At 72.6% G+C, this 12,644-nt stretch carries 12 protein-coding genes; 7 read left to right on the top strand and 5 right to left on the bottom strand.

Going from position 1 to position 12,644, the window contains the following annotated elements; genetic code table 11:
* Window positions 1–57: 57 nt before the first annotated feature.
* Together ABTY62_RS20585 and ABTY62_RS20590 are read right to left on the bottom strand one after the other, a co-directional pair.
* Entirely contained in the window at window positions 58–1,137 is a 1,080-nt protein-coding gene (locus tag ABTY62_RS20585; RefSeq protein WP_352130861.1) for a PQQ-dependent sugar dehydrogenase, read from the bottom strand.
* A gap of 12 nt (window positions 1,138–1,149) precedes the next feature.
* Window positions 1,150–1,956 carry a hypothetical protein gene (locus tag ABTY62_RS20590; RefSeq protein WP_352130862.1) on the bottom strand — a complete coding sequence of 269 codons (807 nt, stop codon included), beginning with the start codon at window positions 1,954–1,956 and terminating at the stop codon, window positions 1,150–1,152.
* Window positions 1,957–2,396: 440 nt separating this feature from the next.
* On the opposite strand from ABTY62_RS20590, the gene ABTY62_RS20595 reads away from it, so the two are divergent.
* From ABTY62_RS20595 to ABTY62_RS20625, 7 genes are all read left to right on the top strand, one after another.
* Window positions 2,397–4,190 (top strand): discoidin domain-containing protein, encoded by a 1,794-nt coding sequence (locus ABTY62_RS20595; protein ID WP_352130863.1) that lies wholly within the window; start codon window positions 2,397–2,399, stop codon window positions 4,188–4,190.
* A 94-nt stretch (window positions 4,191–4,284) separates the two neighbouring features.
* The gene (gene pqqA, locus ABTY62_RS20600) at window positions 4,285–4,437 is read left to right on the top strand and encodes a pyrroloquinoline quinone precursor peptide PqqA (protein WP_352130864.1); all 153 of its coding nucleotides are present in this window, start codon (window positions 4,285–4,287) and stop codon (window positions 4,435–4,437) included.
* 10 nt (window positions 4,438–4,447) lie between these two features.
* A complete protein-coding gene (pqqB, locus tag ABTY62_RS20605) occupies window positions 4,448–5,356 on the top strand; it encodes a pyrroloquinoline quinone biosynthesis protein PqqB (protein WP_352130865.1) in 909 nt (302 codons plus the stop codon).
* Window positions 5,353–6,045: a pyrroloquinoline-quinone synthase PqqC gene (gene pqqC / locus ABTY62_RS20610; RefSeq protein WP_352130866.1), complete on the top strand. Its 693-nt coding sequence runs from the start codon at window positions 5,353–5,355 to the stop codon at window positions 6,043–6,045. The genes pqqB and pqqC overlap by 4 nt, the downstream gene beginning before the upstream one ends.
* A 32-nt stretch (window positions 6,046–6,077) precedes the next feature.
* Complete coding sequence (pqqD, locus tag ABTY62_RS20615) at window positions 6,078–6,380, top strand: pyrroloquinoline quinone biosynthesis peptide chaperone PqqD (RefSeq protein ID WP_352130970.1); 303 nt, start codon at window positions 6,078–6,080, stop codon at window positions 6,378–6,380.
* Window positions 6,377–7,462 (top strand): pyrroloquinoline quinone biosynthesis protein PqqE, encoded by a 1,086-nt coding sequence (pqqE, locus tag ABTY62_RS20620; RefSeq protein WP_352130867.1) that lies wholly within the window; start codon window positions 6,377–6,379, stop codon window positions 7,460–7,462. Before pqqD ends, pqqE begins: the two co-directional genes overlap by 4 nt.
* A gap of 116 nt (window positions 7,463–7,578) precedes the next feature.
* Complete coding sequence (locus ABTY62_RS20625) at window positions 7,579–9,042, top strand: SDR family NAD(P)-dependent oxidoreductase (protein WP_352130868.1); 1,464 nt, start codon at window positions 7,579–7,581, stop codon at window positions 9,040–9,042.
* 4 nt (window positions 9,043–9,046) lie between these two features.
* Here the strand turns inward: ABTY62_RS20625 and ABTY62_RS20630 are convergent, their stop codons facing one another.
* From ABTY62_RS20630 to ABTY62_RS20640, 3 genes are all read right to left on the bottom strand, one after another.
* Window positions 9,047–9,340: a DUF1330 domain-containing protein gene (locus tag ABTY62_RS20630; protein WP_311726871.1), complete on the bottom strand. Its 294-nt coding sequence runs from the start codon at window positions 9,338–9,340 to the stop codon at window positions 9,047–9,049.
* Between the two features lie 106 nt (window positions 9,341–9,446).
* Window positions 9,447–10,955 carry a hypothetical protein gene (locus tag ABTY62_RS20635; RefSeq protein ID WP_352130869.1) on the bottom strand — a complete coding sequence of 503 codons (1,509 nt, stop codon included), beginning with the start codon at window positions 10,953–10,955 and terminating at the stop codon, window positions 9,447–9,449.
* A gap of 322 nt (window positions 10,956–11,277) precedes the next feature.
* The gene (locus tag ABTY62_RS20640; RefSeq protein WP_352130870.1) at window positions 11,278–12,564 is read right to left on the bottom strand and encodes a glycosyltransferase family 4 protein; all 1,287 of its coding nucleotides are present in this window, start codon (window positions 12,562–12,564) and stop codon (window positions 11,278–11,280) included.
* Window positions 12,565–12,644 lie beyond the last annotated feature (80 nt).

The following is a 12,644-nucleotide window of genomic DNA, read 5'->3' on the forward strand; positions in this document are numbered from 1 at the left end:
ACCCCGCACGGCCGCGCTCCGCGGCGGACCGCGGAGCGCGACCGGCGGTGGCGGAGGCTACTTCAGCTCGATCTGGAACACCTTGTCCGCGCCGTCCGGCTCGCCGCCGTTGTTGTCGGCGTTGGTCGTGGACAGCCACAGGGTGTTCTTGCCCGGGACCGTCTCGACCGTGCGCTGCCGTCCGTACTCACTGACGTAGTACGCCTGCGGGGTGCCCGCGGACGTGCCGTCGACCGGGATCCGCCACAGCCGCTCGCCCCTCAGCGCCGCCATGTAGAGCGCGCCGTCGGCGTAGGTGACCCCGCTGGGCGAGGCGTCGCCGACCGACCACTGGCGCTTGGGGTTGGTCATCCCGGAGGTGGAGCAGGTGCCCTCGCAGGTGGGCCAGCCGTAGTTCTTGCCCGGCTCGATCAGATTGAGCTCGTCGTACGTGCTGTTGCCGAGCTCGGCCTCCCACAGCCGCCCCTGCGCGTCCCAGGTGAGGCCCTGCGGGTTGCGGTGGCCGTAGGAGTAGACGAGGGTGCCGAACGGGTTGCCGGGGGCCGGCTTGCCGTCCGTGGTCATCCGCAGGATCTTGCCGTTGAGCGAGTTCTTGTCCTGGGCGAGGTCGGACGTCTGCGCGTCCCCGGCCGTGGCGTACAGATAGCCGTCCGGGCCGAACTTGAGCCGTCCGCCGTTGTGGTACTTGTTCTTCTTGATGCCGCTGACCAGCGTGGTGTATCCGCTCAGCGAGGAGCCGTCGAAGGTCATCCGGGCGATCCGGTTGCCCTCGGAGGCGGTGTGCATGAGGTAGACGTAGTGGTCGGTGTTCCAGTTGGGGGACACCGCGATCCCCAGTAACCCGCCCTCGCCGCTGGTGGTCACGACGTTGGGCACCGAGCCGACCTGGGTCCTGGTGCCCGACTGGGTGAGCTTGAACACCTTGAACGAGTCGCGCTCGGTGATCAGCGCCGACCCGTCGGGCAGCCAGCTGAGCCCCCAGGGGATCGACCAGCCGGACGAGACGGTCTTGATGCTCGACGGCACCGAGTCGGCTCTGTCGGTCGAGGCGTTGCCCGTCCCGGCCGTTCCGACCAGCAGCCCGGCGGCGAGTGCGGCGGCGGTGGCCGCCACCACGAGTTTCCGATGGCTCTTCACGAGCGTCTCCTCCTACTGGAGCTTGTACGCCTTGAAGTTGCGGGTGAGCAGGTAAGTCGTCTGGAGGCCACCGCTGTTGAGGCTGCGATAGATGCCCCACTTGGGCCGCAGATAGTTCTTACCGCGCCACATGTCAAGACCGGTGCGCTTGTGCTTCGCTACCGTCTTCCCGTCGGTGACGACCGACCAGTCGACGTATGCCCCGGAGTCCGACGCCTTCACCTCGACCGACACATCGCTCCACGCGCCCTGGATCGGCGCCATGCCGGCGGCTCCGGCCTCCGTCAGGTTCTCGGCGTCGTCCGAGGTGCGCATCTCGACCTTGGGGCCGTCGTCGTGCTGGTGGAGGGACATGGTGAACAGCGGCGCGGCCACGTCGCCCACCTTGATCTGCATGATGTGGGTGAAGCCGGTGGTCGCGTCCAGCGTGTCCGGCACATACATCTGGTACTGGATCCGCCAGGTCTCGTCCTTGAGGATCTTCACGGCGGCGCCGTTCTGCCGCATGCCCCGGACCTCGTTGCGCTGGCGGTCGGTGCTGGTGTCCACGTCCTTGGGGTAGTGCATGTCGGTGCGGAATCCGCCACTGTTCGGGTAGATGTGGGTGACCCCGGGGTGGGAGTCGGCGCGGTCGTCCTCGGAGCCCTCGAAGGAGTCGGCGACACTGGCCCCCGACGCGGGGCTCCACTTGAGGCTCCAGGCGGTGGGCGCGCTCGGCGATCGTTGCGCGGCGTGGGCGGCGACCGCGGGGAGGAGCAGCGCGCCTGCTGCCGCCAGGGCCACCGCGGCGCGGCGGCCCCCGAGCGGATTGCGCTCCATCAGTGATTCTCCTGTCTGACCTTTGGACATATCCATGAACTTGTCGGACATGGAAAGGCCGCGGTGGGGGAGTGGCGCATGAGGTGAATCGCTGTTGAGGGGGACTGTAAAGAAAGGTTCCTATTCCGTCAACAGCTCTGCCATGGTTGGGGCGGGGGGTGTTGGCGTATCGCGGAAGGTAGGAGGTGTGTCCTGTCGAGTCAAGCATTGGTGCAGACTTAAGGGGCGTGAGAGGTGTTCGAGACCCCGAATTGCCGCAACTGCCTGCGGGTTTGTGCTGCTTGATGTGTGATGCATCGTCAGGTGGAGCGGTAGAGATCGGAGGACTTTTTGCGTACGCCCCATTGACCAGGCCCTGACACCTCGCAACTCTGCAACAGAACACCACGCGCACCCACGCCCCTCATCGCCCGGCACCGACAGCTCGGGGAAGGAACCCCATGGGCCGCAGACCGCGCGGACGTCTTCGCGCCTGGCTGACCGCCTTACTGCTCGCCGTCGGCACCCTCGTCATGGCCGGTCCCGCGCCCGCGCGGGCCGAGGTCACACACGCGCGCCAGCAGTGGCTGCGCGACTCCCAGGCAGGGCTCTTCCTGCACTGGGGCATGCGCACCTCGCCGGGCTACACCAGCTGCTCCGCCTGGGAGAAGGCGGTGACCGACGGCGGCTGGAGCGCCGGATACTGGGTCGGCGAGGCCAAGAAGCTGCACGCCAAATACCTGGTGCTGGCCTCGTTCCACAGCCGCCTCGGATACGCGCGCGCCTGGCCGTCCGACATCCCCGGCAGCTGCTCCACCAAGCGGGACTTCCTGGGCGAGCTGATCAACGCCGCCGACGCCCAGGGGCTGAAGGTCCTGCTCTATATGACCGACGACCCGCAGTGGCACGACGAGGGCGGCCATGAATGGCTGGATTCGGCCGGCTACTCCGCCTACAAGGGCCGCGATGTCGACCTGACCACCCGCGACGGATTCGGCGAGTACGGCTATGACAACTTCGTCGAGGTCATGCGGAAGTACCCCAAGCTGTCCGGCTTCTGGATCGACAACGACAACGACTACTGGATCGACCACGGCCTCTACGAGAAGGTCCGCGCGGACCGCCCGGGCTGGCTGCTGAGCAACAACAACGAAGACACGCCGATCATGGACACGGTCAGCAACGAGCAGAAGACCGGCATGACCCCGGCCTACGACTACCCGCAGGCGATCTGGAGCCCCCAGCCCCGGCTGACCGAGGCCTGCTTCAAGCTCCCGAGCAGCGGCGCCTGGTGGTACAGCGACACCGACTCCTCGGTGGACCACGCGCTGACCCTCGGCCGTCTGATCGCCGATTCCGGGTCCTCCGTCAAATCGCTGATGGCCGAGACCGCGCAGGTGAACGGCAGGTTCCCGAGCAAACAGGAAGCCTTCAACAACTTCGCCAAGACCTATCTGGACGCCATCTGGGGCTCGCTGAACGGCACCGAGGGCGGCGGCTACAGCTACGGCGGCCTCGCCCCCGGGGCCTGGAACGACGGGGCCCGCGGGGTGACCACGGTCTCCAAGGCGGACCCGGACCAGCACTTCGTACACGTCCTGACCAAGCCCTCCGGCGCCACGCTGACTCTGCGGGACAACGGCTACCGGGCCCAGCGGATCACCGACTTCCGCACCGGCGAGCAGCTGAGTTTCAGCCAGGGCGGCGGCAAGATCACCATCACCGGGATCGCCGACTGGGACCCCTACGACACGGTCCTCAAGGTCGAGACCGACGGCAGACAGGGGCTGATCGCCGCCGACTCCATGACCGCGAGCGCGAGCGCCGCGGCGAGCGGACACCCGGCCTCCGCCGTCCTCGACGCCAACCCCCAGACCTACTGGGACAACAACACCAAGCTGCCGGTCTCGCTCACCCTCGATCTGCGCTCCGCCAAGAGCATCCGGTATCTGGCCGTCAACCAGCGCGAATGGTCGGTGAGTTACGCCCGCTCGGACACCGAGCAGTCCGCCCGCATCCGCGACTACCAGGTCCAGGTGTCCAGCGACGGCACCGACTGGGGGAGCGCCGTCAAGACCGGCACCCTCCCCAGCGCCCGCGGTGTGCAGTTCATCGACCTCCCCGCCACCACCAAGCGGTACGTCCGGCTCACCGTGAACAGCACCTGGGCCGCCGCCACCGACACCAAGCGCTACCAGAAGCTGCTCATCGACGAGGTGCGGGTCGGCTCCGGCTATGCGGGAAAGAGCTCCTGAGACCCGTGAACGCCTCGTCCATCACCCTCCGTGCGGATCCATGGGAATCCGTCCCGTGGATCACCCCCCAACACACAGGAAGGCAGGTACGGACATGAACGAAACCGTGCAGCGGACCGAACCCCAGTCGAGGCGGACGGCGGAGCAGACACGCCCCCGCCCCGAGGAAACGGCCTGGCAGACCCCCGACTACGTGGTCGTGGACACCGCGTTGGAGGTCACCGCCTACTCGCTGACCAACCGCTGACGGCGCCGCCATGCTGCTGCGCGTGCTCGGCACCGCGGCGGGCGGCGGACTGCCCCAGTGGAACTGCGCGTGCCCCGGTTGCTCCGGGGCACGCGCCCACCCCGGCCGGCGCCGCCGCCACGCCTCCCTCGCCGTACGGGCCGCCGAGGGCCGCTGGTACCTCGTCAACGCCACCCCCGACCTCGGCGACCAGATCGAGGACTGCCCCGACCTGCACCCCGGGCCGCGGCCCCGCCACACCCCGCTGGCCGGCGTGGTCCTCACCGACGCGGAACTCGACCACACCCTCGGCATCGCCCGGCTCCGCGAGGCGGCCGACGGTGTCGATGTGCTCGCCACCGCCCCCGTGCGCCGGGCCCTGCTCGACGGCCTCCACCTCGGCGACGTCCTGGGCCCGTACACCACCCTGCGGTGGCGCCCGCTCGACACGGCGCCGGTGCCCCTCGCCGAGGGCTCGGCCCTGACCGTCGGCGCCGTGCCGGTCTCCGCCAAACGCCCGCGCTACGCGGCCGGTATGGCGGCCGACGCGGCGGGGGACGGCGCATGGGTGGTGGCGCTGCGCCTGGCCGACCGGGACACCGGCCGGTCCCTCCTCTACGCCCCGGCCCTCGCCGTCTGGTCCGACACCTTCCAGCGGGCGGCCGCCGAGGCCGACTGCGTGATCGTCGACGGCACGTTCTGGGACGACGAGGAGCCCCGGCGCGCCGGGTTCTCCACCCGCACCGCCACCGGCATGGGACATCTGCCCATCGACGGCCCCGGCGGCACCGCCAAGCGGCTCGCCGAACTCCCGGCCCGCTGCCTCTACACCCATCTGAACAACACCAACCCCCTCGCCGACCCGGCGGCGCCCCAGCACCAGGAGCTGGCCGCCATGGGCCTCGAGGTGGCAGCCGACGGGATGGTGATCGAGCTGTGAGCGACACACCTGCGTTCGAGGAGCGGCTGCGGACCGTGGCGCGCGAGCGCTACCACGACCGCCACCCCTTCAACGTCCGTATGCACCAAGGCGAGTTGACCCCCGACGAGCTCCGCCGCTGGATCGCCAACCGCTTCCACTACCAGCGCCACATCCCCGTCAAGGACGCCCTGATCACCGCCAAGCTGGACACCCCGGCGCTGCGCCGGATGTGGCTGCGGCGCATCCAGGACCACGACGGCACGGCCGAGGGCGAGGGCGGGATCGAGCGGTGGCTCAGGCTCGGCGAGGCCGCGGGCCTGGACCGCTCCCGGTTGCTGGCGGGCCAGGACGTGCTGCCGGGGGTGCGGCTCGCCGTCGACGGCTACGTCAACTTCTGCCGGCTGCGCCCCCCGCTGGAGGCGGTCGCCGCCTCGCTCACCGAGCTGTCGGCCCCGGACATCATGCGCACCCGCGTCGGAGCCTTCGAGCGCCACTACCGGTGGATCGACGGCGACGGGCTCGCCTACTTCCGCACCCGCGAGACCCAGGGGCGCCGGGACAGCCGGGAGGCCCTGGAGCTGGTGCTGTCGTGGGCGCGCAGCGAGGAGGACCGGGAGCGGGCCGTGGCGGCGCTGTCGTTCAAATGCGATGTGCTGTGGTCGCTGCTGGACGCGGTGGACCACGCCGACCCCAAGGAGGGCCCGTGACCGCCGACACCTCCGTGACCGCCGACACCCCCGTGACCGCCGACACGGCCGGGGAAGCCGGTACCACGACGGCCGCCGCGCCTCCGTGGCGGCCCGCGCTCGCGCCGGTGGCCCACCTCCGCCACGACCGGGTGCGCGGGGTGGACCTGCTGGTGGTGCCCGAGCGGGTGGTCGTGCTGCACGGCACCGCGGGCGAGATCCTGCGGCTGTGCGACGGCGCCCGCGGCCTCGACGCGATCGTCGCGGAACTGGCCGGGCGCTTCCCCGGCGCCCCCGTGGCCACCGAGGTCCCCGCCTTCCTCGACCGCCTCCGGCGGGAGGGCTGGCTGCGATGACCGACGCGCCGCCCCCCTGGGCCCTGCTGGCCGAGCTCACCCACGGCTGCCCGCTGCACTGCCCGTACTGCTCCAACCCGCTGGAGCTGGTCCGCCGCTCCCGGGAGCTGACCGGCGCGGAGTGGGCGGAGGTGATGCGGCAGGCCGGGGAGCTGGGCGTGGTGCACACCCATCTGTCGGGCGGCGAGCCGCTGCTGCGCGCCGACCTGGAGACGATCACCGCCGCCGCCGAGTCCGCCGGGATCTACACCCAGCTGGTCACCAGCGGCGTCGGGCTGACCGCGGCGCGGCTGGCGGCGCTGGTGGACGCCGGGCTGCGCGGTGTCCAGCTGTCCGTCCAGCATGCCGACCCGGGCGCCTCGGACCGCATCGCCGGGCGCCGGTCCTTCGCCGACAAGGAGCGGGCCGCCGCCCTGGTCCGCGAGACGGGGCTGCCGCTGGGCCTCAACATCGTGCTGCACCGCGACAACCTCGACGCGTTCGACGACCTGGTGGAGCTCGGGGTGTCCTGGGGCGCCCAGCGGATCGAGCTGGCCAACACCCAGTTCTACGGCTGGGCGCTGCGCAACCGCTCCGCGCTGCTGCCCACCCGGGAGCAGCTGGGGCGGGCCCGTGAGGCCGTCGAGCGGTGGCGGGAGCGCCTGGGCGGCGGGACGGACCTGGTGTGGGTGGTCCCCGACTACTTCGACGGGGTCGCCAAGCCCTGCATGGGCGGCTGGGGCGCGGTCTCGCTCACCGTGGCGCCCGACGGCACCGCGCTGCCCTGCCCGGCGGCGGCCGCGCTCCCCGGGCTTGACCCGCCGAACGTACGCGACCACCCGCTGGACTGGATCTGGAACCACTCCGGCGCGTTCGCCCGCTACCGCGGCGAGAGCTGGATGCAGGAGCCGTGCCGCAGCTGCTCCCACCGCGCCGAGGACTTCGGCGGCTGCCGCTGCCAGGCGTACGCGCTGACCGGCGACGCGGCCGCCACGGACCCGGCCTGCGCACTCTCCCCGGACCACGGCCTGATCCGCGCGCTCACCGGGGCCGCCCCGGCGGGTGCCGCCCGCTACGTCTACCGCAAGCCCGAGCGGGGGTGAGCCCGCTCCGGGTTTGGCGACGCCGCCCTCGCTTCCGTAAAGTTTCGCCGTTACCCACCCCACCACCACCTAGGGCTCCGCCCTGGAACGGGCGAAGCAGAAAGTGGCAGCGGCGAATGACGGTGACTGAAAACGGCCTGGCCGAGCAGACGGGCATCGACCCGGAGCGCCTGGCGACCTGCCTGAGCGTGCTCGAGGAGCTCGACCAGCTGCCGGTGGACCACCCCGACGCCATCGCGGTGCGCCGCGCCACCTCCGGTATCTACCGGACGGTCAAGCAGCGCAGGCGCCAGGAGCGCCGGGCCGCGAAGACGGCGCACGACAAGGCGGTCACCGAGGCCACGGCCACCGGCGCCGCCGACCGCATCGACGACGAGACGCTGGGCCTGGCCCTGACCAGCTCGGTGACCACCCAGATCGCGGGCATCCTCCAGCGGCCCCGGTCCTGCTACACCTGCAAGAGCCGCTATGTCGAGGTCGACGCCTTCTACCACCAGCTCTGCCAGGACTGCGCCGCGAAGAACCGGGACCGGCGCGACGCGCGCACCGATCTCAGCGGGCGCCGGGCGCTGCTCACCGGCGGCCGGGCGAAGATCGGCATGTATATCGCGCTGCGGCTGCTGCGCGACGGCGCGCACACCACCATCACCACGCGCTTCCCGAACGACGCGATCCGGCGCTTCAAGGCCATGCCGGACAGCGGGGAGTGGCTGCACCGGCTGAAGGTCGTCGGCATCGATCTGCGGGACCCCGCCCAGGTGATCGCGCTGACCGACTCGGTGAGCGCGGCGGGCCCGCTGGACATCCTGATCAACAACGCGGCGCAGACCGTGCGCCGCACGCCCGCCGCGTACGCGGAGCTCATAGCGGGCGAGTCGGCCGCGCTGCCCGCCGGGGAGCTGCCCGAGTCCGTCGTCCTGGGCGCGTTCGGCAGCGGCGCCCAGGCGGCCCTGCCGGGGCCGGCGGCCTCGCGCGAGGGCGCGCTGAGCGCGCAGGACCTCACCGCCCTCGCCCTGACCAGCGGCTCCGCCTCGCCCGCGCGGATCGAGGCGGGCACCGCGATCGACGCGGGCGGGCTGGTCCCCGACCTGGACGCCTCCAACACCTGGATCCAGCGGGTGGACCAGGTCGACCCGGTCGAGCTGCTCGAAGTGCAGCTGTGCAATGAGACGGCGCCGTTCATCCTGGTCAGCCGGTTGCGCCCGACGATGGCGGCCTCGCCCGCGCGGCGGAAGTACGTGGTCAACGTGTCCGCCATGGAGGGCAAGTTCAGCCGCGGCTACAAGGGCGCGGGCCATCCGCACACCAACATGGCCAAGGCCGCCCTCAACATGCTGACCCGCACCAGCGCCCGCGAGATGTTCGAGTCCGACGCCATCCTGATGACCAGCGTCGACACCGGATGGATCACCGACGAGCGCCCGCACCCCGACAAGATGCGGCTGGCGGCCGAGGGCTTCCACGCCCCGCTCGACCTCGTCGACGGCGCGGCCCGCGTCTATGACCCGATCGTGCGGGGCGAGGGCGGCGAGGACGTCTTCGGCTGCTTCCTGAAGGACTACGCCCCCACGGAGTGGTAGGCGGTCAGTCGGCGCCCTCGACGATGCGGAAGTCCCGGTCCGCGCCGTCGCCCAGCACGGTCAGCGCCTTCTGGTAGTCCTCGCTGTCATGCGTGGCGACGGCCAGCTCGAAGCTGTCGAACTCGATGACGACCGTTCGCTCCGCCACCCCGGCCTCGTGGGCGACGACCTGTCCTCCGAGGGTGAGATAGCGTCCCCTGGCCTTGTCGATGACCGGGACGGCCAGCTTCACGTACGCGGCCGACTTCGCGGGATCGGAGATCGAACGGTAGGCCACGACCCAGTAGCCCTTGGACATGAGCGGACTCCTTCGGCTCGGCGGGAGGGGTCGGCCGAGAGGCAACACAGGAGCAGCGGAACGGGAGTGGTCACGCGGGCTGGAGGGCGCCCCGGACCCTCACAATTTACCGCTGCGCCGGCCGCTCGGCGCGTCCGGAGCCCGGGGACACGTACACGCTCAGGCCGCCCGTGCCGGGCAGGGTGTGCCGCGTCCAGCCGCGGGCGCGCAGCGACGGCAGGCCGTGCCCGGGGGCGTGGCCGAACACCGCGGTCGGCTCGTGGGCGGCCCGGCGCAGCAGCGCGGACGCCGTGGTCGAGGTGTTGTTGCCGCGCACCTCGGCGGAGGCGCAGCCCGCCGCGTAGCCGATCGGCAGCGCGCGCGGACCGGCCACCAGACACGGCGGCCGCAGCCCCAGCGCCCGCAGTCCGGCCGCCGCCCGCTGGTATCGCTCGGCGGTGGCGGCGGCCTGGTGCGTGGTGTCCGCGAGGACGGCGTACTGGCTCCCCAGCTGGAGCGCCAGCACGACCCCGAGGGCGGCAGCGACCGGCACCGTCGAGCGCCCGGCCCGCACCGCGCGCGCCGCGAGGGCGGCCAGGGGCAGGGCGAGCAGCGCGTAGGCGGGCAGCAGGAAGCGGGGCGCCGAGTAGTCGATGAGCAGCAGATACGGCACGGCCATCGAGGCGGCGCACACCACCGGCAGCACGGTCGCGGGCAGCGCCCGGCCGCGCCCGGCGCGGTGGTCCCGTACGGCCACGGCGACCGCGACGGCCGCCAGCAGCGGCAGGGCGAGCCACCACAGCGTCAGCTCCGGGTGGCGCAGCGGCACCTGGCACGGGCGGCACAGCAGCGGGCCGTTGAGGCTGCGCAGCGCGGTGCCCACGTTGAGCTGCGGCACCATCCCGCCCTCCGTGGCGCTGGAGGCCCGCAGCCGCGCCCCGACGCCCCCGAACCGCGCGTACGCCTCGGCGACCCAGGGCGCCGCGCCCAGCGCGAGCCCGCCCAGCAGCGCGGGCAGCGCGGGCCGCCACCGGCGTACGCACACCGCGGCCGCCAGCAGCGGCAGCCCGAGCCAGCCGCCGTCCGGCATCCGCAGCAGCGTGACCCCGGCCACGGCGGCGGCCAGCCACCAGCGGGCACGCGGCTCGGCCGGGGCCCGCAGAAACCAGCCCACGGCGGCCACCGCGCCCAGCGCCACCCACAGGTTCGGCATCACCTGCGACCCGCTGATCTGGGTGATCCACAGCCCGGAGAACAACAGCGCGGCCAGTGCGGCGGTGCCCCGCCCCACCAGCGGCCCCCACACGCGGAAGACGGCGTACAGGGCGGCCGCCGACAGCAGGGCCAGAACCACCCGCAGCGCCACGACCGAGGAGGTCGCGGCGACCACGGGCGCGACGAGATAGCTGATGCCACGGGACCGCGGGGCGCTGAAGAAGGCCGCGGGACGGTGCGGATCCACCTGGGAGGCGTAGACGCTCTCGTCCCACAGCAGCCCACCGCCCATGTGCGGTACGACCATGGCCAGCTGCACCACGGCGTACACCCCCGCGACGACCGCGAGCCACGGCACCTCCCGCCGGGCCCGCGCCGGGCTCTGCGCGGCGACGGGCCGCCCCACCACCGTCGCGGTCACGGCTCGCCCCGCCCGTCGGCTTCCCGCCGGGGTGCGGCGGCGTAAGCGGCCGCCGCCGACGCGCCGCGTCGCGCACGGGCCACCAAAGGGACGCGGCCGCCGTCCGCCGCCGGGCGAGCGGCGCTCCGCCCGCGCCCGGGCCTGGGCGGGCATGGGGTGGCCCCGACTCCCGCGAAGCCCGCGCGGCCTCGCGGGGTGGCGGGCGCTTCGCGCCGCGTGGCGGGACGCGCGGGGCCCCGCGCGGTGCGTGCGCCGGGGTGGCGCGGCCGGGTGGTCGGCGGGTAGCCGGTGGGTGGGGTGGTCCGGGGGCCGGGACCGTTCCTCATGGGCGCTTCGCGCCCGTCGCGGGGATCGCGGGGAGCGGGCGGTCGGGGCGGGTCGCGCGGCGGACGGCGGTGAGCCAGCGGCGGGCCACGCCGCCCGCGCGCCGGCGCGCCCGGGCCCGGCCGCGCTGCCAGCCGCGGGAGAGGCGGCTCGCCGCCAGGTCCTCGAAGAGGCGCTCGTAGCGCAGGGCGATCGGCGCGGGGTCGTAGGCCCACGCGCTCTCCAGTGCCGCCGCGCCCATCGCCCGCCGGGCCGGGGCGTCGTCGATGAGGTCCAGCAGCGCGCCGGCCAGGGCGTCCTTGTCGCCGGTCGGGACGAGCCGGCCGGTCACCCCGTCCTGGATGATCTCCGCCGGGCCGAGCGGGCAGTCCGTGCTGACCACGGGGACCCCGCAGCGCATCGCCTCGACGATCGTCATGCCGAAGGACTCGGCGTCCGAGGCGACCGCCACCAGCGACGCCTTGGCGAACTCCGCCTCGATCGGCGAGTGCGGCCCCATCAGCCGGGCGCTCTCCGTCAGGCCGAGCCGCTCGATGAGGGCCTGGAGCCGCTCCTCCTCGGTGCCCCCGCCGTAGATCTTCAGCCGCCACTCGGGGTGCTTGTCCGCGACCGCCGAGAACGCCTCGATCAGCAGGTCGAAGCGCTTGCCGCGGACCAGCCGCCCGGCCGCGGCGATGACCGGGGCGGTGCCGTCCGAGGGGCTGACCGGGGGCGCCGGCACGCTGTTGGGCACGGCGAGGGTCCGTACGCCCGGCAGGGGCATCTTCGCCCGGTAGACCGCCGCGTCCGCCTCCGTCGTGGTGACGACGGCGTCGAGGGTCCGGTAGTGGCGGGCGAGCTCGGCCCGCAGCGCCTTGCTGTGCGCGTCGTGCCGCAGATGCTCCTGGCCGATGCGCAGCGCGTGGCGCGGGGCGAACCGGGCTATGTAGACATTGGCGCCGGGGCGGGTGCCGATGATCACATCGGCGTCGCTGGTGCGCAGATACTCCGCGACCCGCTCGTCGTGCAGCCGGGTGTACTGGCGGTACCGCTTCTCGGCGGCGGGAAAGTCCCGGGCGGGCTCGCCGAACCGCGGGTCTTGCGCGTCGAGGCCGCTCGGACGCGTGTCAACCAGTGGGACGAGCCGCACCCGGGGGTCCACGGTGAAACGGGGCGTCTCACGGTGCCGCTGCATCGAGGCGATCTCCACATCGTGCCGCTCCGCCAGGGCCGCCGCCAGGTTCAGCGTGGTCCTGATCGTCCCGCCGATCGCGTAGACGTTGTGGAGCAGGAAGGCGATCTTCATATGGTGTCTCTCCGACGGTGACGGCACCGGGGACCGAAACCCCCGGATCGTTGTGGACACCATGGCCTTGCACGGTAAGC

The organism is Streptomyces sp. NPDC097640, from assembly GCF_040302705.1.
GTDB lineage: Bacteria > Actinomycetota > Actinomycetes > Streptomycetales > Streptomycetaceae > Streptomyces.